General features: G+C 56.8%; 22 protein-coding genes. 6 read left to right on the forward strand and 16 right to left on the reverse strand.

Annotation, left to right across the window (positions count from 1 at the left end; genetic code table 11):
- Positions 1-23: 23 nt before the first annotated feature.
- Positions 24-2,150 carry a TRAP transporter permease gene (locus tag RZS32_RS02645; protein WP_317055484.1) on the forward strand — a complete coding sequence of 709 codons (2,127 nt, stop codon included), beginning with the start codon at positions 24-26 and terminating at the stop codon, positions 2,148-2,150.
- A 38-nt stretch (positions 2,151-2,188) separates the two neighbouring features.
- Here RZS32_RS02645 and RZS32_RS02650 read toward each other — a convergent pair whose 3' ends face one another.
- Genes RZS32_RS02650 through dctP form a run of 5 tightly spaced genes read right to left on the reverse strand, consistent with a single transcriptional unit; the run spans position 2,189 to position 7,872 of the window.
- Complete coding sequence (locus tag RZS32_RS02650; protein ID WP_317055485.1) at positions 2,189-3,706, reverse strand: malonate--CoA ligase; 1,518 nt, start codon at positions 3,704-3,706, stop codon at positions 2,189-2,191.
- Entirely contained in the window at positions 3,687-4,964 is a 1,278-nt protein-coding gene (locus RZS32_RS02655; RefSeq protein WP_317055486.1) for a malonyl-CoA decarboxylase, read from the reverse strand. The genes RZS32_RS02650 and RZS32_RS02655 overlap by 20 nt, the downstream gene beginning before the upstream one ends.
- Positions 4,961-6,277 carry a TRAP transporter large permease gene (locus RZS32_RS02660; protein ID WP_317055487.1) on the reverse strand — a complete coding sequence of 439 codons (1,317 nt, stop codon included), beginning with the start codon at positions 6,275-6,277 and terminating at the stop codon, positions 4,961-4,963. Before RZS32_RS02660 ends, RZS32_RS02655 begins: the two co-directional genes overlap by 4 nt.
- Complete coding sequence (locus RZS32_RS02665; RefSeq protein ID WP_317055488.1) at positions 6,277-6,825, reverse strand: TRAP transporter small permease; 549 nt, start codon at positions 6,823-6,825, stop codon at positions 6,277-6,279. The genes RZS32_RS02660 and RZS32_RS02665 overlap by 1 nt, the downstream gene beginning before the upstream one ends.
- Positions 6,826-6,885: 60 nt before the next feature.
- Positions 6,886-7,872 (reverse strand): TRAP transporter substrate-binding protein DctP, encoded by a 987-nt coding sequence (gene dctP / locus RZS32_RS02670; protein WP_317055489.1) that lies wholly within the window; start codon positions 7,870-7,872, stop codon positions 6,886-6,888.
- A gap of 134 nt (positions 7,873-8,006) precedes the next feature.
- Between dctP and RZS32_RS02675 the strand changes: the two genes are divergently transcribed.
- The 3 genes from RZS32_RS02675 (at position 8,007) to RZS32_RS02685 (ending at position 10,844) form a co-directional block, all read left to right on the forward strand.
- Positions 8,007-8,663, forward strand: a complete 657-nt coding sequence (locus tag RZS32_RS02675; RefSeq protein WP_317055490.1) for a GntR family transcriptional regulator — start codon at positions 8,007-8,009, stop codon at positions 8,661-8,663.
- A 158-nt stretch (positions 8,664-8,821) separates the two neighbouring features.
- Positions 8,822-9,661: a hypothetical protein gene (locus tag RZS32_RS02680; protein WP_317055491.1), complete on the forward strand. Its 840-nt coding sequence runs from the start codon at positions 8,822-8,824 to the stop codon at positions 9,659-9,661.
- Positions 9,654-10,844: a hypothetical protein gene (locus tag RZS32_RS02685; protein ID WP_317055492.1), complete on the forward strand. Its 1,191-nt coding sequence runs from the start codon at positions 9,654-9,656 to the stop codon at positions 10,842-10,844. The genes RZS32_RS02680 and RZS32_RS02685 overlap by 8 nt, the downstream gene beginning before the upstream one ends.
- Here RZS32_RS02685 and RZS32_RS02690 read toward each other — a convergent pair.
- From RZS32_RS02690 to RZS32_RS02705, 4 genes are all read right to left on the reverse strand, one after another.
- Positions 10,822-11,715 carry a glycosyltransferase family 2 protein gene (locus RZS32_RS02690; protein WP_317057837.1) on the reverse strand — a complete coding sequence of 298 codons (894 nt, stop codon included), beginning with the start codon at positions 11,713-11,715 and terminating at the stop codon, positions 10,822-10,824. The genes RZS32_RS02685 and RZS32_RS02690 overlap by 23 nt on opposite strands.
- A gap of 8 nt (positions 11,716-11,723) precedes the next feature.
- Positions 11,724-12,785 (reverse strand): glycosyltransferase family 2 protein, encoded by a 1,062-nt coding sequence (locus tag RZS32_RS02695; protein ID WP_317055493.1) that lies wholly within the window; start codon positions 12,783-12,785, stop codon positions 11,724-11,726.
- Complete coding sequence (locus RZS32_RS02700; RefSeq protein ID WP_339106794.1) at positions 12,766-12,927, reverse strand: hypothetical protein; 162 nt, start codon at positions 12,925-12,927, stop codon at positions 12,766-12,768. Before RZS32_RS02700 ends, RZS32_RS02695 begins: the two co-directional genes overlap by 20 nt.
- A gap of 152 nt (positions 12,928-13,079) precedes the next feature.
- The gene (locus RZS32_RS02705; protein ID WP_317055495.1) at positions 13,080-13,772 is read right to left on the reverse strand and encodes a sugar transferase; all 693 of its coding nucleotides are present in this window, start codon (positions 13,770-13,772) and stop codon (positions 13,080-13,082) included.
- Positions 13,773-14,178: 406 nt separating this feature from the next.
- On the opposite strand from RZS32_RS02705, the gene RZS32_RS02710 reads away from it, so the two are divergent.
- Positions 14,179-15,636: a lipopolysaccharide biosynthesis protein gene (locus tag RZS32_RS02710; RefSeq protein ID WP_339106795.1), complete on the forward strand. Its 1,458-nt coding sequence runs from the start codon at positions 14,179-14,181 to the stop codon at positions 15,634-15,636.
- Positions 15,633-16,583 (forward strand): polysaccharide pyruvyl transferase family protein, encoded by a 951-nt coding sequence (locus RZS32_RS02715; protein ID WP_317055497.1) that lies wholly within the window; start codon positions 15,633-15,635, stop codon positions 16,581-16,583. The genes RZS32_RS02710 and RZS32_RS02715 overlap by 4 nt, the downstream gene beginning before the upstream one ends.
- A 3-nt stretch (positions 16,584-16,586) precedes the next feature.
- Here the strand turns inward: RZS32_RS02715 and RZS32_RS02720 are convergent, their stop codons facing one another.
- The 7 genes from RZS32_RS02720 to RZS32_RS02750 all read right to left on the reverse strand — a co-directional run bounded on the left by RZS32_RS02720 (position 16,587) and on the right by RZS32_RS02750 (position 25,543).
- Positions 16,587-17,876, reverse strand: a complete 1,290-nt coding sequence (locus RZS32_RS02720) for an O-antigen ligase family protein (protein ID WP_317055498.1) — start codon at positions 17,874-17,876, stop codon at positions 16,587-16,589.
- Positions 17,873-19,279: a family 16 glycosylhydrolase gene (locus RZS32_RS02725; protein ID WP_317055499.1), complete on the reverse strand. Its 1,407-nt coding sequence runs from the start codon at positions 19,277-19,279 to the stop codon at positions 17,873-17,875. The genes RZS32_RS02720 and RZS32_RS02725 overlap by 4 nt, the downstream gene beginning before the upstream one ends.
- Positions 19,267-20,148: a sulfotransferase family protein gene (locus RZS32_RS02730; RefSeq protein ID WP_317055500.1), complete on the reverse strand. Its 882-nt coding sequence runs from the start codon at positions 20,146-20,148 to the stop codon at positions 19,267-19,269. The genes RZS32_RS02725 and RZS32_RS02730 overlap by 13 nt, the downstream gene beginning before the upstream one ends.
- A gap of 31 nt (positions 20,149-20,179) precedes the next feature.
- The gene (locus RZS32_RS02735; protein WP_317055501.1) at positions 20,180-21,085 is read right to left on the reverse strand and encodes a glycosyltransferase family 2 protein; all 906 of its coding nucleotides are present in this window, start codon (positions 21,083-21,085) and stop codon (positions 20,180-20,182) included.
- A gap of 18 nt (positions 21,086-21,103) precedes the next feature.
- Positions 21,104-23,365 (reverse strand): GumC family protein, encoded by a 2,262-nt coding sequence (locus RZS32_RS02740; RefSeq protein ID WP_339106796.1) that lies wholly within the window; start codon positions 23,363-23,365, stop codon positions 21,104-21,106.
- A gap of 40 nt (positions 23,366-23,405) precedes the next feature.
- Positions 23,406-24,287 (reverse strand): sulfotransferase domain-containing protein, encoded by an 882-nt coding sequence (locus tag RZS32_RS02745; RefSeq protein ID WP_339106797.1) that lies wholly within the window; start codon positions 24,285-24,287, stop codon positions 23,406-23,408.
- 221 nt (positions 24,288-24,508) lie between these two features.
- Positions 24,509-25,543, reverse strand: a complete 1,035-nt coding sequence (locus RZS32_RS02750) for a LacI family DNA-binding transcriptional regulator (RefSeq protein ID WP_317055504.1) — start codon at positions 25,541-25,543, stop codon at positions 24,509-24,511.
- Positions 25,544-25,566 lie beyond the last annotated feature (23 nt).

The following is a 25,566-nucleotide window of genomic DNA, read 5'->3' on the forward strand; positions in this document are numbered from 1 at the left end:
TCTTAAGCCGGTGGACAAATCAGATGACAGATACGCGGGTGCCAAACGACGGCGCAACGGACTTAACGCCTGAGGCGGCTCCAGACGACAGCCTTGTTGGGATCACGCGTTTTGGCTTTCTGCTCTGTGCCATTTATGCAGGCTGGCACCTTTATGTTCTGAACATTGCACCACTGGAGACGTGGACGTTCCGCATTGTCCATATCGCGGGCGCGCTCATCCTTGGCTTTGGCATGAGTGCTGCCGTGTCGGTGCGTCCAGCGCCCGAAGCGGCGGCGGGGCGGTTATCCGTTATTCTGGGGGCCATTGCTCTGGCCGGGACACTTGTGGGCCTTGGATCCGTCATAGCGGCGGCAAGTTTCATGGAACCGGGTGCCTCTGCCCCTCCGGAATGGACTTTGGCCGCGTTTGGCTGGGCGTTGGGTGGCGGCACCATCTTGGCTATCCTGACCGGCTGGTTGTATCCGGCACGAAGTGGCCAAATCCCCCTAGCCGATATCGCGCTGATCGTCGCGACGCTGGCCAGTTGCGGCTTTATCCTTTTCAGTCTGGATTTGCTGTCTTTGCGTCTGCGCGCAGGCACGCCTTTCGCGGACCCCAACAACGGATGGGCTGCGTTTGTGATCGTGGTTTTGATCGCAGAAATGACCCGTCGGGTGGCAGGACTAGCCCTCGTCGTCATCGCACTGGTCTTCATCGCATATGCGTTTGCAGGCCCATGGATGCCCGGTTTTCTGGAACACAAAGGCTATGACGCAAAACGTTTCTTCACCTATGTGTTCACAGACAACGGCGTACTGGGACCGACAACTGCGGTCTCTTCGACCTACATCATCCTCTTCATCATCTTCGCGGCCTTCCTGCAAAGCTCCAAAGTTGGCGATTATTTCGTGAATTTCGCCTTTGCCGCCGCAGGCCGTGCCCGCGGTGGTCCAGCCAAAGTCTCGGTTCTCGCTTCTGGCCTGATGGGCATGATCAACGGCACCTCTGCAGGCAATGTGGTCTCTACCGGATCGCTGACAATCCCACTGATGAAAAAGGTCGGCTACCAGCCAAAATCCGCAGCCGCGATTGAGGCTGCCGCCTCGACCGGTGGGCAGATCATGCCGCCCATCATGGGGGCCGGTGCGTTCATCATGGCCGAGATCACCGGCATCCCTTACACGGAATTGGTTGTCGCGGCGCTGATCCCTGCCGTCCTCTATTTTGCCTCAATCTACTTCATGGTCGATTTTGAAGCGAGCCGCACGGGCATGCGAGGTTTGAGATCAGATGAGTTGCCAAAGATGTCTGACCTCATCCGGCAGGTATATCTTTTCCTTCCTATCTTTATTTTGATCGGAGCTCTCTTCAGCGGGTACTCCGTCATTCGCGCCGGTACATTGGCCATTGCGTCAGCGGCGGTTGTCAGTTGGCTGACCCCCTACCGCATGGGTCCAAAACAAGTCTATGAGGCGCTCGGCAACGGCGGGCGTATGTCGCTTCAGATCATCATTGTATGCGCCTGTGCTGGATTGATTGTTGGGGTTATCTCTCTGACCGGCGTCGGGGCCCGCTTTTCCAACTTACTGTTTGATCTGGCACAACAAAGCACCCTTCTGGCACTTGTCTTTGCGATGATGATCGCCGTGATCCTCGGCATGGGCATGCCCACAACAGCCGCCTATGCGGTGGCCGCATCGGTTGTCGCGCCAGGGCTCATCGAGATCGGGATCGAGCCTCTGGTTGCACATTTCTTTGTCTTCTACTTTGCCGTGGTCTCGGCAATCACGCCCCCCGTGGCTCTTGCGGCCTATGCAGGTGCTGCAATCGCAGGCTCTGAGCCGATGCGCACGTCGATCACCAGCTTCAAGGTCGGACTTGCGGCCTTTATCGTACCTTTCATGTTCTACTATAGCCCGGGCCTTTTGATGGAAGCGCCCTGGTATGTCAGCTTGCGCAATCTCGTCACGGCGCTTGTAGGCGTTTACATGTTGGCAGGTGCTGTCCAGGGGTGGTTTATCGGATCGGCAGGGCCGGTTATGCGGGTTTTGTTGTTGGTTGGCGCCGTTTGCATGATTTCAGGGGACTGGCGCACTGACCTTTTGGGGATCGCGATTGCGGGGTCCTTGATACTCATCGGCTGGAAGGCAGGAAAGCAGGCAGCCTGAGTTAACCTAAAAGACATCCTTGCAAGACCGTCGGCGCCTCATGCAGGCACAAAGAGGTCCTTGTACTGGTCCCGCAGGATGTTCTTTTGCACCTTCCCCATCGCATTGCGCGGCAAGGCGTCAAGGCAGACCAGTTTACGCGGATGTTTGAAGCGCGCCAGGGATGTCGTGGCCGCAGTGGCGATAGCGTCAAGGTCGGGTGTTTCACCGGGTTCCGGAACGATAACCCCGACGACAGTTTCCCCGAAATCCGCATGAGGCACGCCGATCACAGCGCTTTCCAGCACACCGGGTTGCGCGTCGAGCACCAGCTCAATTTCCTTGGGGTAGATGTTATAACCGCCCGAGATGATCAGGTCCTTGTTGCGGCCCACGATGTGCACATAGCCACGATCATCGATCAGCCCGAGATCGCCGGTGATAAAGAACCCGTCTTCGCGCAGCTCAGCGGCGGTTTTTTCTGGCATCTGCCAGTAGCCTTTGAAGACGTTGGGGCCGCGCACTTCGATCTGCCCCACTGTGTCTTTGGGCAGGGTTTCTCCAGTTTCAGGATCAGTGATCTTCAATTCGACACCCGGCAAAGGAAAGCCAACCGTGCCTGCCCGACGTTCACCGTCATAAGGGTTGGACGTGTTCATGTTGGTCTCGGTCATACCGTAGCGTTCAAGGATACGGTGACCGGTGCGGGCCTCGAACTGTGCGTGCGTCTCGGCCAGAAGCGGAGCAGACCCCGAAATGAACAGGCGCATATGTGCTGTCAGGTCCTTGGTAAAGCGCTCATCGCTCAAGAGACGTGTATAGAACGTGGGCACACCCATCATTGATGTCGCCTGCGGCATCAGCGCGATCATGTCCTCGACATTGAATTTGGAAACGAAAATCATCGCACCGCCAGCAATGAGCGTGATGTTGGTTCCGACAAAAAGCCCATGGGTGTGAAAGATCGGCAAGGCGTGCAACAGCACGTCCTTGTCGGTGAAATGCCAGTGCTCGGCCAGGGTGCGCGCATTTGACAGCAGGTTGGCTTGCGTGAGCATTGCGCCTTTTGAGCGCCCCGTTGTGCCAGAGGTGTAAAGAAACGCGGCAAGGTCATCTTCGACGCGTGTGACGGTATCAAAAATATCTGGCTGATGGCTCGCCTTGTCCACCAAGCTGCCACACCCGGCTGCATCCAGCGTTTCCATAACTGCGCCAGATCTTGCGACAACCGGCGCCAGCCCGTCGCGTCGTGCCGGATCACAGATCACCGCGCGCGCACCGCTGTTATCGATGAAGTAGCTGAGTTCATCGACCGTGTAGGCCGTGTTCAAGGGTAAAAAGACCAAGCCGGCCTGCACGCAAGCCGCATAGAGCGCCAGAGCATCAGGAGACTTCTCGACCTGTACGGCTACGCGGTCGCCGGTCTCCAGGCCCATTACTTTCAGAACATGTGCATATTGAGCGGCCTTCGCCAGAAAGGCCCCATGCGTCCAAACCGCCCCGTCCGGCAGGATGAGGAACGGCGTGCTTTGACCGGCATGTTTGCCGAAAAGCTCATCATAAAGCGGGTTTGTCATCTACCACCCCCTGCTTGAGGGTTTTTGCCGCTGATTGGCTCAGTGAACGGATTTCCGAGGACATGGCGATTTTGTTCTGAACGGCAAAGTGTTCATGGTTTTGGGCCACTTTTGTGAGATCGTAGAGATAGTTGACCATCACACCATGGGATTGTTGCAACCCTTTCTCCGAAACATCTGCCTGGGCATGCACCATCTGAACCTGTGCCCCATTGCCCAGATGGAATCGCGCGACAGGATCACGCGGTGTGTCATCCGGCCGTTTGGCCGCCACAAGGTAGTGCGCCGCCATTGCGCGCATCAGGTCATGGTCCTCCGCAGAGGCCTCTGGCAGGGTGTCACTCAGCCAGCGGGAGAAGCCAGGAATTGGGGACAGCGTGACAAAGGTCTTCAACCCGGGAAGTTCTAGCGACAGGTCAGCCGCCACTTGCTTGATCAACGAATTGCCAAAGGAAATTCCCGCAAGCCCGGCCTGACAGTTCGAGATCGAGTAGAACACCGCCGTATCTGCGTCATCGGCCAGAATGCCCGCGCGCTCTTCGGACAGCAGGTTCTGGACAGAGCCTGGAATACCCAAGGTCAGCGCCACTTCGACAAAGATCAGAGGCTCATCCGGCATCGCTGGATGGAAAAATGCGAAACAGCGCCGGTCAGCAGGTTCAAGACGGCGGCGCAGGTCTTCCCAGCTGTCGATGGCATGGACCGCCTCATAGGCGATGATCTTTTCCAGAATATGCGCCGGGCTTTGCCAGTTGATTGGTCGCAGCACCAGAAAGCCGCGATTGAACCAGGACGCAAAGAGGTGGCGAAAATCAATATCGAGCGCCTCAAGTGATGGATCACCCTCTGACAGGCGCAATAGGTCTGCACGCATGTTGACCAGTTGCCCGGTGGCGTTGGGCACCATGTTGAGGCGCCGGATCAATTCCTGTCGCTGCGGTTCAGCCGCCAACAAAAAGCTTTTGTAGCTCGCTCTGCCCGGATCCGCCTCGTAAGTCGACAGCGCCCCGCGCACAGCTTCGGGGTCGATGTTCATCTCTTCGGCCACGTGGCGGAAGAACGCGCGTTTTCGATCATCATCCATCTCGGCAAAGCGCGTCAGGATCAATTGTCCCAGCGCACGCCCTTCGCCTTCGCTGCTGGCATTAACCAGCGCCGCGGCAAGATCTTCGGTGCTGCGCGCATCATCGGAAAACAGGTTTGCAAACTTCACCCTGCGGTCAAAAACTGTCGACAACAGATCGGCGAGCATCGTCATCTTGTGGCTCCCATCACGACATCTGGTAACCATGTGGCGATGCCGGGGAAAAGGCACAAGAGAATGATGGCGATGATCATGCAGGCGACGAAAGGCAGCGAGCCTTTGAGGATCGTTTTGAGCGAGATATCAGGCGCGATACCGTTGATGACATAAAGGTTGAGACCGACAGGCGGTGAAATCAGGCCGATTTCCATGTTGATGGTCAGCACCACGGCAAACCAGATAGGGTCGAACCCGGCGGTGGTGATGATGGGCAAAAGGATTGGGGCCGCCATCAGGATCACAGCCACTGGAGGCAGGAAGAACCCGGCAATCAACAGGAAGACATTGATCGCACCCATCAAAACCCAGCGGTTGACGTCGAGTGTGCCAATCCATTCGGCGATAGCCTGGGTGATGAAGAGCGATGAGAGCATGTAGCTGAAGACGCCCGCCGCCGCGATGATGAAGAGGATCATCACCGATTCCTTGGTGCTGTCACGCAGCACGACCCAGAGGTCGCGTGGGTTCCAAAGCTTGTAGATGATCATCGCAATGAGCAGGCACATCAATGCGCCCACCGCCGCCGTTTCCGACGGCGTCGCGATGCCGCCATACATGGCGTAAAGAACACCAAGAATGATGCCCAGAAACGGCAAGACGCGCGGCAGGATTTCGAATTTTTCGCGCCACGTGTAGCTGCCAGAGCTGAGCACAGTCGCGTCACCGGACCGCCAGGTCGAATAGAGCGACCACGCCATGAAGAGCCCAACCAGAAGCAGGCCGGGGAACACCCCGGCCAGGAACAATCGCCCAATCGATGTCTCGGTGGCGATGCCATAAACGATCATGGTCACGGAAGGCGGGATCAGGATACCCAGCGTGCCACCGGCTGCGATGGAGCCAGCGGCCACGGCATCCGGGTAGCCGCGTTTGCGCATCTCGGGGATACCCATTTTACCGATGGCCGCACATGTTGCCGGTGATGACCCCGACATGGCCGAGAAGAGCGCGCAGGCCCCAAGGTTCGAAACCACCAGTCCTCCGGGGACGCGGGTGAGCCAACGCTCCAGAGCCTCATAAAGGTCCGCGCCTGCCCGTGTGGATGCAATCGACGCGCCCATGATGATGAACATCGGGATCGACAAAAGTGCGAAGTTGTCGAGCTTGCCAAAGAGAATTTCGGGCATGAGTTCCAGCGAACGCATCCCATCAAAGACGATCAAAAAACCAGCTGAGACGATGAGAAGTCCCAGGGCAACCGAAACGCCTGAGAAGAGAACAAATATGGTGAAAAAGGCGACCAGCGCGCCAAGGACAAGAGGATCCATCAGCCGTCCTCCAGCCCAAAGGGTTTGTCAACGCCGATGATCACAGCCACCAGATCAGCGATGAGTTGCAACAGCAAAAGACCAAACCCCACCGGCAACGCAAGGTAAGGAATCCAAAGCCTTACGCCCCAAACCGTATCCGATTTCCAGCCGCGTTCCCACGCGAAATGCCAATAGTCGTAGCCGTAGAAGAGCATGACGCCCACGATCACGATCGAAAGGCTGAGCGTAACCATGGCCAAGCCAAACCGTGCCTTTGGTGGCAAGGCCAGCGGGATCAGATCGACATTCACGTGACCGCGCAAGCGCTGCACATATGGCAAGCCGATGAGCGTGGCCGCGATGACCAGATAGATTACCGCCTCGGTCTGCCACACCGTTGAGCCGTTGAGCACAAAGCGCACAAAGATCATCTGGCAGGTGATCATCACCGCCGTCACGATCATGGCCGCCGAGCACCAACCCGCCAGCGTGGAGATCGCCGCAACTGAGCGCAAAAATAGGTTGTCCCCGACGCGTGCGACCGAGGCGTTGCTTTGGCCAGCCATGGCTCACTCCTGTATTCGAATTGGGTGGGGCCGCGACACGCGGCCCCGCTCAGCCGTGGGTCACTCGACCGAAAGAGCCATATCAAGCAATTCCTGACCACCCGGTGTTTCCTCGACGAAGGCTTTGTAGGACGTCTCTTGCGCCAAGGCACGCCAGGCATCGAACTCTTCGAGCGTCATATTGGCAATCTCAACACCGTTGTCGGCAAAGATCTTGGCCGATGCCGCGTCCTGTTTCTTGGCTTCTTCGAGATAGAACGCCTCGGCCTTTTCGGCACCGGCCATAATCGCAGCTTGCTGTTCTTCGGTCAGACCCTCAAACGCGGATTTGTTCATCAAGAGCGGCTGATACATGAACCACAAGGCAAAGTCGCTGGCCGGTGTATAGCAGGCCACCTGTTCGTAGATGCGGTAGCTGACAAAGGACGACGATGAGGTGTTCGCCGCCGTCAAAACACCTGTCTGCATGGCATTGTAGATTTCGGATGAGGCCATAGAGGCAATAGATGCCCCTGCCCCGGCCAGCATTTGTTCAAACGCTTTGCCCGCTGCGCGCGTCTGTTGACCTTTGACGTCCTCCGGGCTTGTGATGCATCCATCTTTGCCGACAAACCCACCGGCAAGATAACCGTGCACAAGCACCTTCACGTCATCTTCGGCCATGAGTTCTTCCAGCTTGCCCATGAAATCGCTTTCATTGAGCCGTGCAGCATGGTCGTGGTTCTTCACCAAACCCGGCATCAGTGTCAGGTTGAATTCAGGCCGTTGACCACCTGCATAGCTGAGCGGGAAGACCGTCATATCCAACTGGCCTCGGCTCAGGGGCTTGTATTGCTCACGTGGCTTGAACAGCGATTTGGACGGGAAAATCTTGATTTCCAAGTCTACGTCAGCCGCGGCGACTTCGTTCGCGACGATCTCTGCCACCTTATGACGGACATCTGATGTGGACCATTGGTGCGACAGTCTTAGCTCTGCGGCTTCGGCAGCCCATGTGCCTGCCAAAAGCGCGGTCGCCGCCAGAGTGGCGGTGAACTTCATAGTCATAACATTCCTCCCATTGCGCTTCCGATTCTTGATCGGACTGCATTCAAGTTGCAGTACGTGCGTTCAAAGTCAATTATTTTGTATACAAGAATATGATTCTTGCGCACGATATCGCTGCATGTTAAGTGCGAAATATGGAACGCAAACGTGCAGATATCATCGCAGATGAGCTTGAAGGGCTGATTTTTGACGGCACATTTGTCGATGGTGAACGGCTGGACGAGGTTCAGCTGTCAGAGAGATTTGCCGTATCGCGCACACCAATTCGTGAAGCTTTACAGCGCCTTGCGCAATCCGGCCTGGTCGAACAACTGCCCCGACGAGGTGTCTTTGTGCGACAACCTGGCCCTATCGAGCTGATCGAGATGTTCGAAGTCATGGCCGAGTTGGAGGCGGCCAGCGCCCGGTTTGCGGCTTCACGTATTTCAGATGACGCGCTGAAAGAGCTCAACAAGACAAACGCACGCTGCAATGCGGCTGTCGAGGCGCAGGACACGGACGGGTATTACCGCGAAAACGAACGGTTTCACGCCCTGCTCTATCGCCAATCGGGCAACCGGTTTCTGGAACAGGAATGCCTGCGCCTGCAACGGCGCTTGCAGCCGTTTCGGCGTGTCCAACTCCGTTTACGGGGACGTCTCAAGCAATCCATGGCCGAACATGAGAGGATCGTTGCAGCCTTGCAGGACGGCGATGGAGAGGCCGCAGCCCGCGAGATCCGTGCGCATGTGGCAGTACAGGGCGAGAAATTCCACCACCTGATGAGCAGCCTGAATCCGGCCGCGGAGTAGACCAGGGTCTGACTGGCGCTAGTCTGCTCAAGTGTTGATCAACTGGCGGCAAATCTTCGCTGAAAACCGGACGTCCCCCTTAGCCGACGCAATCTCGCCACTTTTCCAAAACATGTAAGCAAACAAGGGATTTATCTAATTTCCCAGGGGTGCTGCCAATGAGCCTTTTTGACGTCGCGCAAAGCCGAACGACGCGCCGGTCGCGGGTGTATTCCGGACGGATCAAGCGATCTATCCTTGGTGCGGGATTGCGGCATCCAGCGATCTTCCTGCACCTGCCCAAATGCGGCGGGACGTCTCTGTCTGAGGCGCTCTATGCCACGGTGCCGATTCACAAACGCGTTGGCGTGATTGATGCCCTCTCAACCCGGCGTGCTGCCTCTGTTCTTGCCTTTGGCGAAGACGATGCGTGGCGATGTCACGATGATCTGGAGCATGGGCATCACACGTTTGATCTGCGTGAGCGGCTGCTGCTGACGCATGGGTGCTGGCACACGGATCTGATCCATGGCCATGTGCTTTTGACCGACCAGATACGCAAGCACCTCTTGGGTCGGTACAAGCTTTTGACGATCATGCGCGACCCGGTGGCGCGCACAATCTCGAACTACCGCATGGCTGTTGCTGCAGGCATTGCCGATCCGAACCCCGATATCTGGCTGCAAAGCCCAATTGCCCGGGCGCATTGCACGACATATCTGCGGTATCTGTCGGGTCAGCACAGCGTGCCAAAGGAGGCCGAAACTGCCAGTCTGGTGCGTGCTACAGAAGCGCTGAAAGACTTCTCCTTGATCGGATTTCTTGAGGATATAGAGGGCTTTGCGCATGCTTTTGAACGTGTTTTCGGAGCCACTCTGAGCTTGCACAAATACAATCAAGCCAAAGGCCCTGAGATCACATTCACCTCGGCACAGAAGGATCAGCTTTGCGAGATGTGCGCGGCAGATGCCGCTCTCTACGCTCGTGCGAAAGAATTTCAGGACCTTACCGATGAGTGAGAAAAAACGTCCCCTGCGCGTGGCTTATTTCGCCCATGACTGGGGGGATGCGGCGATCAAACGACGCGTGGCGGGGTTTGCCCGTGACGGGATCGAAGTGTCCGGCTTTGCCAGCTATCGCGCCGACGCTATGCGGCCCGATTGGGTCGTGGCCGACTTGGGCCGCACCTATGACAATGGGTATCTGCATCGCGCGCGCGCCATTCTGACGGGAGCCGAAGCGGCGCAAATCCCTGCTTTGGCTCAGGCTGATCTCATTGTAGCGCGCAATTTGGATATGTTGTTGACCGCTTTGCTTGCGCGGCGGCGCGCGCGGCTGCAAACCCCGGTGATTTATGAGTGCCTGGACATTCACCGGCTCGTTGCACGGCAGGATCGTATCGGGCATCTGTTTCGCACAATCGAACGACGCGCCTTGCGGCATTGCGCCGGGCACTGGGTGTCTTCGCCAGCGTTCCTGACCGAGCATTTTGAGCGATACTATCCAGACGCCAAAGGCGCCCGGCTTTTGGAAAACCGGTTGCAGGCACGGCTTAGCTCGCGCCCCGACGGCGCAAAAGCCATTGGAGAAAAGTTGCGGATTGGTTGGTTTGGCAATCTGCGTTGCGCGCGATCTCTCGATCTGTTGTGCAATCTTTCCATAGAGTTTGATGATAAAGTTGAGGTGATCCTGCACGGCTATCCCGCTGAAGCCGAAATCCCTGATTTTCATCACATCATCAATGCGCACCCCAACATGACCTATGGCGGTCGTTATCGATGGCCGGAGGAATTGAAGGCGATCTATGATGAGGTCGATACCGTCTGGGCCGGGGATTTCATGGATGCCGGGCTGAATTCCCAATGGCTTTTGCCCAATCGTCTTTATGAAGGCGGATGGTATGGCTGCCCGCCAATCGCCCCGGCGGATGCGCAAACTGGCCAATGGATTGCGGCGCATGAGAGCGGCTTTGTTTTAGATGAACCTCTGGAAACGACCTTACCTGCATTCGTGAAAGAGCTGTTGGCACGTCCAAACATGATCATGGCCGCGCAAGAGCGGCTTCTGGCACTTTCGGAAGATGTGTTTGTTGAACCTCGAGGCACTTTGCTCAAGTTGGTCAAGGAGGCGATCAACGCAGACACGCCCCGCCATGCCGGGCGCTCCTCGCCTTCCAAGGCTAGTATTGCGTCTTCGGCGTAAGCCGCACCAGACCTGCCATTACGCCAAGATGCATGACGCCCCGGCGCAACCACCAAAGCCGCCGGGTTGCATACCCTGCAGAGATCAAAGCCAGGATCAGGCAATAAGCGGCCTTCAACATCGCCAAAAACACGAGTTTCGGAAGCGCCCAAAGCCGCGCATCCCGGCGGCTCAATTCTCCAAACACATGCCCTGCGTTAAAGCTGCGTCGCATGAGCCAGCCGGGGGTCAGCCGGGAGGGCGCGACGTCCTCGAATACTTGGGCAGTTTCACAGATGCCCAAATGCGCGCCGGTTTGCCACAACCGGTGGAAATAGTCGGTATCTTCTCCGCCGGTGCGTCCTTTGGCAATTTCAAAGCGTAGCGCGCGCGCAGCGGCGGGCCGCATGTCGACCAAAGCGTTGCAAGTATGACCGGTACGCACCTCTCCGCGCCGAAGAACGGGGCGATTGGAATGGAAATCGCCCTTGGAGATATGCTTGGGGGCGTCTGGCGGATAGATGGCAATCGCAGGGCCAAACACCGCGCCGTAACCTTTTGCGCACAAAGCCTCATGAAGGTTCAAAAGCCAGTTGGCATCCACAATTTCATCGTCATCAATCCAAGCCACCAAATCCGCCTCGGACGCCTCAAGACAGGCATTGCGTGCGATGGAAATGTTGCGCGCCGGTGCGTGGATATACGTGATCTCGAACGGTAATTCTGCATTATCAATGATCGGGCGAGCGCTTGGCTCGGTGTCATTGTCAGCGACCAGAACACGCACCGCGGAACGGTTTGGCAGATTTATTTCACGTAACGAGTCCAGCGTCTTTGCCAGGTGCGGCCTGCGAAAGGTGCAAATGCATATATCGATGCTCACCGGGTCCATCTTGGTCGTCACCCGGTTTGAGATTGAACATTGCGCGCTGGCGCTGGTGACATAATCCGCTTTAGAAATCCAAGTCCCCAGGCCATGTGCATCGCGCCAAGCGCCGGACCCGACCAGAGCCCGTCCCTGCTGCGCAACAGCATTGCCGCTACCAGTGATGTTGAGATTAGAACGCTGGCATAAAGCGCGGGCCACATTAGCGCCAAAGATGTGAAGGGTATTGCGAGTGCTGAGCCTATCAAGAGAAGGCTGTTGAGAACCGGTATCAACTGACGCAGACGCGGTCGAGCGCGGTGTTTCAGCAAGGTGTTCGCCCGCCCGCGCCCGTAATTCCAATACTGCTGCCAAACCGCGAGCAAAGTGGGACGCATTACATAGGATATGCGCGTCTTGTCGGTCAGCCAGATCCTTCCCCCCGATTGTGCAAGCCGCACATCGAATTCGGCATCTTCGTTGTGGCTGATCGCTGGGTCGTACCCGCCAATGCGCCGGAACCAATCTATGTCGAAGGCGGCGTGATGGCCGTGATCCACAAACTGAGCCTTTTGCCCGCCGCGATGCGCGGAACCGCCCGACCCCAAAGGGGTGTCGACGATCCAGGCGGCAGCCTTTTGAAATCCGTCCTGTCCGGTGGCGTCCATGGCCGTGACCACAGACGCAGCTTGGACACGAGCATGTTCGCGCGCCAATGCCTGTACATAGCCAGCAGGGTAAATGGCGTGCACGTCGCAGCGCACCAAGAGCCTGTGATGCGGCTGCGACAACTGCGCGACGGCAGCATTGATTCCGGCGGATTGTAGGCGACCCGGGTTGTCCAACAGATGCAGGTTTGGATAGGTTTCTTTGAGACGCTCAACGATGCCTTGGGTGCCATCGGTACTGCCCCCATCCGCCACGACAACGCGACATTGCGCCATCCAGTGGGCAGGTCGCATCAGCGAGTGCAAGCAGGTTTCAATGTGGTCGGCTTCGTTCAGAGCAGGCAGAACAACAAGGATGTCCGTCGGGTCGATAGCGCTGGATTCAAGCTCAGTATCCGTGACCCAGGTGCTATTTGGGGTCCCCGCCATCATTGGGCCGCTGATCCAGGATCAGGCCAATGACCAAGAGACACAAGGGGCCAGCAAGAAAGAACGCGGCGAGGATCAACCAGAACCCTCCATCCGCCAAATATACGATCAAGGCCAGCACGCAGCTTAGAACCGGTGCCAACAGCAAAAGCCCCTTCAAAACATACCCCCCGTAGCAACAGCGCCAACTATAGCGGTGTATTTGGAATTTGGAATGTTCATTTGGTTTGTCCTTCAGTCAAAGGCCTTGAAGCAGCTTTGCCTCTCCGCCCTTTCAATTCTTTGGTACGTGGATCAGTACGCGCCGCGCCCGTTCAAAAGCACACCGATTGTCTTGGCGATGAGCCGCATGTCGCTGGTCAAGTTGCAGGTGGCCACATAGCGGCAATCAAGCTCGATGCGGTCGCGAAACGAGATGTCGCTGCGCCCGGATACTTGCCATAGCCCGGTGATGCCCGGACGGGCGGCCTGATACCGGCGGGCGGCTTCGCCGTAATCCTTGACCTCATCAATGGTTAAGGGGCGTGGCCCCACCACACTCATGTCGCCGCGCAGCACATTGAAAAACTGCGGCAATTCATCAAAGCTCAGGCGACGCATCAAGTTGCCCACTAGGGGAATCACACGAGGATCGTTTTTCAGTTTGCGATGCTGATCCCACTCGGCTTGCGCCGCGGGGTTGGATGCCAAATGTTCTTTCAGCATCTGATCCGCGTTGGGCACCATGGTGCGGAACTTCCAACAGGGAAATGGCACGCCACCATAGCCAATTCGCGTATGCGCAAAGAAGATTGGGCCGGGGGATACGACCATGATGATGATTGGCAGAATGATAAAAAACGGGAGCGTGCTCAGGATTGCGACAAGGCTAAATGCAACATCAAAAACGCGCTTCACGGTACCGCCCACAGGGGTATCGGTGCGATTTTCAGGTGCAGAAATCAGCTGCGGTTCATTGGCCTTAACTTTGGCGCGACAAGAGTTCATTGGCTCATCCCCCCGGATGCAGAATTCCCCAGTGCCTTGCCTACTAAGTGCCGAAATGTGTCGGAACTAAGGCTCAGATCCGGGCCTGTGTTCCACTTTCCGCTGGCGCCCCAGCGTTTTGGCAGAGTTTCGCTGAATTCGCCCTAAAATTGAGCAGAATATGAATAAAACCTGCGAAAACCGTCATCTGCACGTTACAAAATTTAAGCAGGCCGGATTCTGCCGATCTGAATTTCCTGCAAAAAGCGTCCCCAATTGGGCCTTATTTTCACAGTAGCCATAGCCCGCATGCATGGCGTTTTGGTGCGCGCTAACGCTGCAAGGCAGAATCACTGTTTCTGCACATGCGAATATCTCCTTGCCAGGAGCTGAATCAAGGAAGCCAGATGCCCAGAAAGAACGGCAATTGCCCATCCATTTGCAAACACGCAATAACGTCGGCAATCAGACACTCAAACGCATGATGACGTCGGCTGTGAAAACAATGCAGGGCTCTGACACCCTGCGCGCAGGCGGTGCAGCGGGTGTGATGATTGCCACGCGCGTGTTTGGGGCATTCGGCACCTTGGCCTACACAGTAATCTTGGCCCGAATGCTGACACCGCAGGAATTCGGCCTGGTCTGGACGCTTTGGTCCGGTGCCTTCATTGCGGCCTATCTCTCCACACTCAATATCGGCGCTACAGCCATCCGCGAGGTGGTTCGCGCACGCGCCTCAGGAGAGGACGCCACCGCAGCGGGGTTTGTGATCGTGAGTCGCCGCGTTCTGCTTTGCGCCGGCCTGCCGGTTGCCGCCGCCTTTGTAACGCTCATCTGGGTCCGAAATCCCGCCATGACCGAAACCTATCCGCTGGCCATTCTGCTTGCCGCCACAATGATTCCGGTCATGGGCTGGAATGCAACGAATGCTGCACAGGCTGTTGCCTTGGATCAGGTGCTGCGCAGCCAGGTGCCCGGTATGCTGCTGCGTCCTCTCGTGTTTTGCATTGTTTTGGGGTCTGCGTGGATCGCCGGGGTTTCTCTTTCGCTTGAGAGTGTTGTGGGGCTCTACCTTGCGATTGTGATCCTCATCGCCTTTGTGCAATTCGCATTGTTGCGGCGATTTTTCGACTTCATGGCCATAGCCACGCCGGACACATCTGGGTGGCAACGCTGGATTGCAACGGGTCTGTTGCTTGCCCCGAACCGGCTTTTGACCGACCGGTTGCGCGATGTTCTGTTGCTTATCGCTGCCATTCCGTTGGGCGCGGTCGGCGTGGCGCAAATGGCCGTCGCACTCAGCGTGGTGACATTCCTCAGTTTTGCGGTGAATGCCGTGGAGACGAGCTTTGCGCCCAAGATATCGCGATCCATCTCAAACGTTCAGTCAGAAGAGAGGGCCGCAGATAAGGACCCACGCACCCTGCATTTCATCGCCATGTCGGGCGCAATCAAGATTTGCCTCATGTCTGCAGGTGCGCTTGTATTGTGGCTGTTCATGCCCTTCGTGATTGGCCTTTTTGGCGCTGACTACGCGGCAAGTGAGAAGGTAATCTGGTGGCTGTTCCTCGTTCCACTGGCCAGTGCGGTCTTCGGCAACACAGCATTGATGATGCAGCTTTTCGACAAGCGTCGTGTGTTTTTCCTCACAAGTGTCCTGGGGTTGGGCGCGCTGCTGCTAGTCGGTTTTCTGACAGCAACGAGTGCGTCCAACGCGCTTGAGATAACAGCGTCAGGCTTTGCGCTGACCATGGTTGCGCTGCAAGCGCTGCGATGGGCGCTTTGCTGGATCACCACGGGCATCGATGTGTCCGCGCTGGGTGCGCTCATGCGGTGGCAAAATCACGCTCCGGACCAACAAGGAGAACAGAAGGTGGATGTATGAAAGTCTTTTTCTGCAAGGTGGATGGCGGCAATTTCGGCGACGACATGAACGAGTGGTTCTGGGATGAGCTTTTCCCGGGCCACTCCGACATTGCCCCTGACACCACGCTTTTTGGTATCGGCAGCATCCTTTGGCGCCAAAATTTTGTGGGCAATGACAAGGTCGTGGTGATGGGAAGCGGCTCTGGCTACGGTGTGGTGCCAAGCGAGCTGCCTCAAGGCACCGAAATCGGTTTTGTCCGGGGTCCGCGCACAGCGGAGCTTCTGGGGCTGTCTGCAGAGCACGCGATCACCGACCCCGCGGCGATGGTATCGACCTTTGACAGGTTTCAGGATTTCAACACCAGCGGAGAGATCGTATTCATCCCGCATGTGGGCACTTCCAAACTGCCCCTGAACTGGGACCGGATCGCACATCGCGCAGGTGTCAGCTACGTCTCACCGGCAGATAACAGTGAACACGTGATCCTGCGGCTCGCTCGCGCCAACATGGTCTTGGCCGAGTCGCTGCATGGGGCGATTATCGCCGATGCGTTTCGTGTGCCGTTTGTTCCGATTTCAATCTCTCCCACCTTCAACAGGCATAAATGGCTGGATTGGGCCGAGTCGCTTGAAATGGATATTGAATTTGACGAGTTCCTTTCAAGCATGAAGTCGACGCGCAAACGCTTAGTGCAGGTCAAGCAAGCCTTGTTGAGGAGAAAAAAGCCCAAGCTATCTAATGTAGCCAATGGCACACGCGTCGCCGAAGTGGTGTCGCAGGATGAAAAGGCGCAAGCGCGGAAATGGGTCGCGCGTCTGGCTCCGGCAATCGAGATGATGTTGGTGCGTGATCTGCAACGCGCGGCGCAAGTTCCTGGTTTTCTAAGTGGCGACAAGATCCTGCGCACCCGGCAGGAGCAGATCACGGCACGCGTAAACGAGGTTCGAGACCGGCTGGCCGCCTGACGGTCATTTCGGAACGTGTTTGCGTAGTCCGGCAATTTCGATCCGCGATGAAACGGCGAGCGCCACGAAAATCACGATCAGGTTGCCATGCTGTGCGTGTAAGAGCGGGTTGAAGAACGCCACGCCCACACCGGCCACCAGCAATGTGAGCGCCATGGCGGGCCAGACCTGATTTGAGATCATGTAGTAGCGCAGAAAGGTGAGCGTGATAGCCATAAGCGTCACCGCAATGCCAATCAGCCCCGGAACGCCCAAGGTCACCCAGATATCCAGAACGAAGTTGTGAAAGCTGATCAGCCCTTCGCCATAGGCGCGCTGCACGTAATCCACCGCCAGAAACGCGCCGGTGTCCCAATAGGCATCGAACCCAACTCCCAGCCACGGTGTTTCAGAGATCTGGGTCATGGCCAGCCCCCAAAGAGTCGTGCGCCCTGTCAGATTTGAGCTTTTGCCGAATGCGTCGAGGATTTCTGCGAAAGGATCAAATCCTCCAAATGCCATGGAAATCAGTGTTGCCATCACAGCAACGGCACCAATCCCAAATAGCCCCAAACGCAGCGTGGCAGGATAGCGATGTTGCGTGAGCAAGACGAACAGACCGGCGGATGCCAGCATGACAATGGCAGAGGTGGCTGATTTTGACAGAAACAATGCAAGTGCCGCCATCACAAAGACACCGCTGAGGACAAGTACACGTGGAAGGGTTGATCTGCGTCCGATCAGAAGGGCGATAGTCACAATCCCCAAGAGCAGCGACATGCGCCCGAGCGTGTTCTTATTGCTGAAGATGCCTAAAAGCCCGCCGGTGTAGGAATAGACCTCTCCAAACATGCCGGTGGCCCAGTTCACAAGTGACAGCGCGATCAGGGGCGTGAGGCCCAAGAGCACGATCAGGGCTATGTCGCGCGGCCTGTATCTCCAGCCAAGCCAGATCGCCGCCATGTATGTTACGATCAGTTGCATGGCCGCATAGGCCGAGGCGCCCGGCGCAACAGACCAGACCGTTGAGATTGCTGCGACAAACGGGAACGCCATGATCGCTATATTCTGGCGCAGGGCGTTGAAGAGCACGCGGAAGTGCGTGGCGTATTTCAGCGATACCATGGCGTAGATCAATGCCCACAGCAGCAAAGGTGGCAAAAACCGGTGGATGCCCTGACTGCCGGCGATAATGATCGTTGTGGCCAGCATCAGGTCATAGCAGGCCGCTGCCCAGATGAGACCGCTGGATGGGGCCTTGCGCGATGACGTTCCGAGTGGCGCGGCAAATCGTGTTAGGGCTGTCGTGGTCATCCGCCCGGCCTGAACTCAAAATTCGCCGATGTGAGGTCAGAGCGGTTTAGATCGCGAAAGATCAAAGTCTGTGGCGCTTGCGGTTCTTGTTCATCAATGAGCCACACGTCCGGGCCGACTTGTTCCAACCTGCGCAACGCTTCTGGGCCCGCGTTGAAAGTCCAGCCCGTCAGCGCCAGAACATCGTCAGCTGCAAAGTCTGTAATCACCTTGGACCCACTGTCACCTGCAATCACAAACCGATCTGCACCACCTCCGCCGGTCAGAATGTCAAACCCGCCTTTGGGGTGGAACGTTTGTGAGGCGGCACCACCGATGAGGTGTTCATCGGAGTCACTTCCCTGAACATTGATTGAACCGGTTTCAGTCTTTGTTTCAGGGGTTTGCGCAAAGACTTTGACGTAGTCGATGATGAAGGTGCTGGCAAATGTCTCGGCGTCCTTGTCAGGGTCCGGCGCACCCGCCCATTTGCCGCCGATCTGATTGTTGAAGATCACAGCCATGGGTCCCGTCACATCGCGAGGTGTCGGTGTGCGGTAGATCTCTCGCAAATCATTGCTGTTGGGGCCAAACCACCAAATGATTTCATCCGGCGTCCAACTGACGGCATAGGTGTTGAAGTTATCAAATATCTGACGCTCAAATGCCTTTTCGACATCCACCGTCTTGGCAAAGGTAAAGCGCGGACCTTTCTGACGTTCGCGGCGAATGGCGGGTTGCGGCACGCCATCCACCACCTCAAACGGATTTGTCAGCGTTGGCTCAGGCGCATGCGAGCCGTCGGCGGCGATCTCGTCAAAATGCACCCTTAGGTGGACGCGATTGTCAGGAGAGCCACGACCCTTGCTACCATTTTCGCGCCCAAGCACTTCAAAAATGTCGATCTCCGGCGGCCAGCCATTGACCGACGGCACAAGCCAGAAAGCCGACCAATGCCCTTTGCCCTCAGGCAGTTTGGCGCGCATTTCAAAATATCCGTAGGTCTGCGACCAACTGGAGAAGGTCGAAAGCGAGCCGGAGTAGTAGCGCACGTTTTGAACCGCCTGCTCCTTGTAGCCTGCCTGCCGGAGCAAAGCCTGTACATCGCTCATATCTGACTTGGGAATGGGGGCCGCGGCAATATGCAACTTGCCGTCTTCAATCCTGAAAGGGTTGAGCCCCAGCGGACTACCATCCTGACGCGTCAGGGTTGGGTTTACGTAGAGCGAGGGCGGACCGTTGCCGATGTATTTCTGACGGCGTGGATAGTCGCGCCAGATACCAGTTGTACCGTCAAAACGGCTCAGCGGGCGGTCGAATTCCTCTATCAAAATGGGGGTGTAGCGCGACATGTCCGGTCCCGCCTGCACGGAGGAGCCCAGCAACACCAAAATAAGCGCAAGAATGCTGCTCAAACGGACCATTGCGCAAACTCCATTCCGGCAATCTTGCGAAACCGGGCCGCGTCATCACGCAGCAACTCAGAGGCCGCTTGCAAGACCTCCTTGCCCAAGACCGGAACCTCAATTGGATCACGGCGGGACAAGACGCGGCCCAACGCCTGTCGTGTTCCATCAGGAAAGAACCGGTCGACGCGGCGGGCAAGCTTTGAGCGCGCGGCGCGTTTAATGAAGGGTGGAATACGGGCCACCTCATCGGCCGTGTTCGTCGCGGCCAGTTCACTGACATGTTGTGTCGCTAACCCAAGAAACCCGGCGATCTCATCCAGAACGGTTTGGGGGCTGTCACAGAGCGTTTCGAAGTCTATGATCAAGAGCTGCCTGCGATCAAAATATGCCAGGTATTTCTCAATCTGCGCGGCATAGCGGCTGCATTCGATCATGTGGTGGCCATTGTCACTGGAAAGCAAATCCTGAGGGGCCACGCGCATATGCCCGTGCAACCAGGAATGACGGTAGTGCGACGCAAAGCGGGCGACAGGATCACGCGCGCTGAAGATAAACTTCACATCTGGAGCTACGGCATGAATGCGTTTGGGCACGCCTGTAAAAACATCGTACTTGGTATAATTCGGCGAGGCTTCGCCCAAGCAGCTTCGTGTCAGATCGAACTGCGCTTTGTACCACTCCACGCCCAAACCCTGTTCGGCATCCTGCAAAAAGTAATCAGCCTCCTTGATGCGAGCCATGCTGATGTCGTTACGCTGATCAAGATATCGGTGCAGGGTTGTTGTGCCTGCTTTCATCGCCCCTATGACAAAGAAATGCGGAGCAAAGTCTGGTGCTTCTTTCTCTATGCGATCGGCCCTTTTATCCTTGCTCAACACTGCCATGGTGTGGTCGCCCCTCTGACACGCATCTCGTCTACTCTTCATACCAAGCGGCGGCACGAAGCGGACGCGCGCGGCTCGAACGGGCACGCAGGTAAGTGTAAAGAAAGGCCAGCTTTCTCAGCTTGACCTGTCCCCTGAGCGCCATGAGCGGCGTTGCGCGGTCATAAAGGCTGTCGATGCGGCGTGGCATAGCAGAGAGGCCATAGGTCGTCAGGTGCTCACGCAACAGGTTCATTTGCAGGTCGCGTAGCTGATACCGCATTTGCCGCGCCCAAAGTGCGCGCAGGCCACTCCAGCTTGTGACGGGAATGGACTGATAGCTGAAAAACGCTTCTGGAACGGGGCGGATACGACCCGGATCAGGCGTTGCGCCCGGCTCTAACCCGCTGAGCAAAAGCCAGCGCAGAAACGGATCATCGCCAATCAAGCCCACGGGCATATTGATAGACTGCGCCTTGATCCGCGTCAGCGTTTCCCCACACAGGGCATAGAAGTTACCCGGCATGCCGTGGTGAAAAAGGATGCGCCGCGCCCAGGCCTTGGCGGTGCGTCCGCCTTGCGGCAAGGTCGAGGCGGCCAAAGCCTCGGGGTGGACAGCAAGACTGGCATGGATTTCGTCAATAGATCCTTCCGAGACCTGCACATCACCGTCGATAAAGACATGCAACGCGCAATCCTCTGGCGCCAGATGGTTGACATAAAAGCTCCAGGCATTGGCTTTGTCGCCCAGCGCGATCACCACAGGCTGAATGCGCGGATCGTCCTCGGCAAGAGCATTGACGATGCTTTCGGTATTATCCGTGCTGCCATTGATCAAAACAAAGACCGGATCGTCTGGCCCAAGCCCCGCACGTTGCACCGCGCGAATGTTGGCGGCAATGCCGTCCGCTTCGTTGTGGGCAAAAACAGCGACAGAGGTTCTGTGATGTTGGCTCATCAGCGCCTCCTTACGCCGCTACTTGTGGGCGAGTGGGGCCATCGCGAGGTGCTGTTTTTCCAGCTCCGCCGAGGATGGAACCATGGTCAGAACAGCGCCCACTGATTTACCCGTCCGGTTCAACCCGCGCGCCAGCGCAAGCTCAAATTGTTCAATCGTGTTAAAACCCCAGCGAACAGCCAACACGACATAATCCGCGAGATCGGCACACATGCGCGCGTCCGAGCTTTCGCTGAGCGAGCCGATATCCAGAACCACCACGTCATATTCAGCCTTCAGACTTTCGAGATATGTCACGATGGTGCCCGGATTGATCAACTCGATCATGTCGGCGGCTTTTGCGTCTTCTACGCGCCCGGAGAAATCGAAATCCGTTATCGGCATTTCGGCTTGATGGGCCGCGTCGGCGTTGGCTCCATCCATGCTCTTACCCTCAACCCGACGAGTGGCAAAAACCTGCGACAGATCGGGATTGCGCAGGTCAAAATCAATGAGATGCGCGCGTTTGCCCTGTTTGGCGTAGTAGGCGGCGATATTGGCCGCGAGGGTCGATTTGCCCTGACCCGGCGAGGTGGACGTCACCGCGATGATCTGCGCCTTTTCGGCAGACGGGTTGCTGGCCACCGCATCAAAAACAATTGACCGAATGGTTTCGGAAAACTCAGACAGCGGAAAATCTACTGCATAACTCAGCTGCGCCATGTCACGGTCGCGTTTGCCACCGCTCAGAGCTGGGGCGTTTACATCGCGCCTGTTCCAAAACCGTGATAATCCAAAGGGCAAAGACACACCCGTGATGCGCGGGACGGCCCCAATATAGCGCAGGCCCAGCGCCTCGATCTGACGCGGCTGACGAATGCGATTATCGAGCTGCTCCAGCAGGAAGATGGCGACCATGGCGAGGAACACGCCTGCGACCAAGCCAAGCGCCAGGATTTTCGAGGTCTGCGGCGCACTTGGTCCGGCGGGCACCTGCGCGGCGGTCAAAACCCGGGCAGAACTTGTGTTGTAAGCAAAATCGTCCGAGGTTTCGTGAAAGCGCGTCAGCAAGGCTTGGTAGACGGCGCGCGCGCCATTGGCGCGCATCTGCAACTCACGCAGTTTCGCTTCTTTTTCCGATACAGTGGCCACATCCGCACGCAAGGCATCGCCCCTGTCAGACAATCGCTTTTCTTCGGCCAAAGAGAATTCGATCTGGTTTTCAAGCTCACGCGCGACACGCTGGTATTGCAAATCAAGCTGCGATTTCATCGCGTCCAGTTCACCGGTTATAATGCTGGCCTGCAAAGAACTGCGGGTGCCATTGGCGGTCATTCTGGCAACCTCAATCTCGGCCTGAAGGATTTCAGCCCGGATTTGTTCGATCTCCGGCACGCCCATATTGGTGACATCTGTGGCGGTGCTTCCGTCACTCAGAACTTTACGAACCCGTTCCAGCAAGAGTTCCTTGTCAAACCGCTCATTCCGCAGAGTGACCAGAGCGAGGTTCAGATCGGAAAGCTCGGTTCCGACCACTTGGCGATCACCGGAATCAATCTGATTCACGAGACGAAACTGGTTAACCTCTTGCTCTGCCAATTCCAGTTCTTCCACCGCCTCACGAAGGGCGGTCGACGACCAGCTGTTAAGCTGTGCCAGACGCTCGGCCTGCACTTCCAGGCCGCTGACGAGGTATTCTTCTGCATAGGCATTGGCGATGGCTGCCACTTTTTGTTTGTCTGTGTGCTTGGCGGTGATTTCGATCACATAGGTGTTGCCCAGCCGCCCGATCTCCATCGCGCGACGTAACTTTGACACGGCCCGGCGCTTGGCCGCCTCTTCCGGGCTGAGCACACCGGTTTGATCTTCGTCTTCGGCTGACACGAAAAGCGATTTGAGACGTGCGGTGAAGTTAGGTGATTTCGGTTCTTCCTCTTCGGCAGGATCCAAGGCGGCAAGACCAAGCTTGTCCACGACCCGTTCGGCCAGCGCATTCGACATCAGAATTTCGACCTCGGAATCCACGACGAGCGCATCTGAGCTGAGCAGGATGCCTCCAGCCTCCTGGAAGCCCCGGCTTTCGCGAGGGTCGATGTAGATCGTGGTGGTCGCCTGATAGACCGGGGTCATGGCCACGATGCTGATCAAAGACAGAAAAAGACACACCCCCATAAAAGCGCCCAAAAGCCAAAGATGCCGGCGCACTGCTTTGAAAGCCGAAGACAAGACATGGGCCACGCTTGGGGGTTCGCTGCCCTCGCCTTGCGGTGGGGTCAGCATATTTCGTTCGATCAACGTCACGTCTTGAGACCCTGCTTTTGGATATCGTTGCCTGGGTTGGTCAGCTCGCGATGGGTGTCTGCACCATTTGGGCGACAGCGCTTTCCCATGTGGGCCAAGGTAAAGACTGACGTCCCAACAAGTCTGCCAGATCAAGCACCTCTGGCGCGAAATACTCCGCTAACTGATACTTTGTGCTCTCTTGCATTGGCGGGATCTGATCGCGCAGATCGGTGCTGTTTGCCTTCAGCAGCCCCGCAACAGGCGTCGCTGATTTTAGCCTTACAAGCTGTTCTTCCAGCCCAACACGCCGCATCAGGTCCCCACCGCTGCGCAAAGCGCGACGCAACCCGGGAGAGCGCGCCACATCGCTCACATTGCGCCGCTCGGATGCGACGGCTGACACAAAGTTGGCGTTCACGCCGACAAAGTCATAGACGCTGGCCGCCGACCGAACCGGGTCAGCGTGAATTTCTTCGGCGAGCAACACGAGAACTTGTTGCGGCCCAAACATATCCACCCAGCGCTTGAGATTTGTGAAATAGCGACCCTGCTCCAGATAGGCCGGGTTGTTCAGAAGCCCTTCTTCAAAACTCTGGGGCTCTATATGGCCTTTGATCACCTCGTGTAGATGATTGGAATAGGCCCGCGCCACCGGGTCGCGCAGCAATACGATAATCTTGAGTTCGCTGCTGTAGTGCCAGGCACGCGATGCAGCCCGCGGATCAAAAAAATAGGATGGAGACGTATCGCATCTCGCAGTGCAGTCAGCCAGGTGACTGAAGTGGCGCTCGTACCACTGATAGCCGTGGTCAAAATAGTAAGAGAAGAAATCAACTTCCTTAGGGTCAGATACACCGACCTGAGGATGGACGCCAAGTACAGAATGCAGCCAAGATGTTGCGCATTTTTGTGCACCAATTCCGAGCACTGTTGGTTTCATGTCATAGCCCCTTACAACTTTGAAAACGCCTGTATTGCGGGCCCTGACCGGCTTTCAGCCTTGGCAATCAGCCCGCATCCACACCCCAGAAATTGTCGGAAAATGTGGCCAAACTGTGGTTGCGTTTCGCAGCTTTTCTTGACGGGCGGATTGCTGCCCAAGCGTGCTGAAAAAATGGACAGTTTTGAAACATTTTGGCCGTTTTGAGACGACGCGCTACGCTAGACGCTGCTTCGGGGCCGCGCGCTTGTCGCGCGTACAACCAGCTCCGGCGAAATAAGGTCGCCCATCGCGACCGGCGCATCCGCGACAATAGCGTCAACGATGCGTTTGGCCCCCTGCGCCCCGATTTGGCGTGCCGGGATACGCACGGTCGTCAGACCAGGCTCAAACTCCTTTGAGCCTTTAAAGTCGCCGATGCCCGTCACAGTCAAATCATCGGGCACTGAGAGTTGGTTTTTCATCAAACCATGAATTACACCCCATGCCAGAACATCATTCCCACATATGACGGCGGTGGGGCGCTCTTCTGTCGCGATCAGCGCCTGGATGGCTTTCTTGGCTGCCGCAACGCTGTAGGGGGTCTCAAATGTCCAACCTTCGCGAACACCCAAACCTTTGGCATGAAGCGCCTGCTTTACACCGTCAAAACGCAATTGCGCACGATCATTGCCTGCCAGCGGCGGAAACAGGGTGGCGATGTCCCGATGCCCCAACCCGGAAACATGCGCCCCAATGAGCCTGCCAGCTTCAAAATTATCCGATCCTACGCAAGTCAGCGGTGCATCGTCAGAGTAATTCCAAAGCAGGACGCTTGGCATCGATTGCTGCGTCAGAAGCCCGTAGGTGTCCTCCGAATGCTCAATCCCTATCAACGCCATCCCATCCACGCGATGTTCCAGCATCTTGCGGGTGAGCGCATATTCGCGATCAAGGCTATACCCGTGCGAGGCCAGAAGGATGGTAAAACCCAATTCTTCCACGGCATCTGAGAAGCTCTGCACCAATTCGGCAAAGATCGCATGGTCAATTGTGGGGACGATCAACCCGATTGTGCCGCTGCGGATACCGTGGATGGTTTGCGCAGCACGGTTTCGGATGTAGCCCAACCGCCGCACGGCCGCATCGATTTTCTTGCGCGTGTTGGCTTTGACCAGTTCTGGATGATTGAAGCTGCGCGACACGGTCGACGGAGACACGCGCGCGGCCTTTGCAACAGCGATGATATCCGCTTTTTTATCAATTTTATCAGTCATATAAATCGTATTTTCCACGGCAT

It is taken from the genome of Roseovarius sp. W115 (genome assembly GCF_032842945.2).
In the GTDB taxonomy this organism is placed as follows: Bacteria; Pseudomonadota; Alphaproteobacteria; order Rhodobacterales; family Rhodobacteraceae; genus Roseovarius; species Roseovarius rhodophyticola.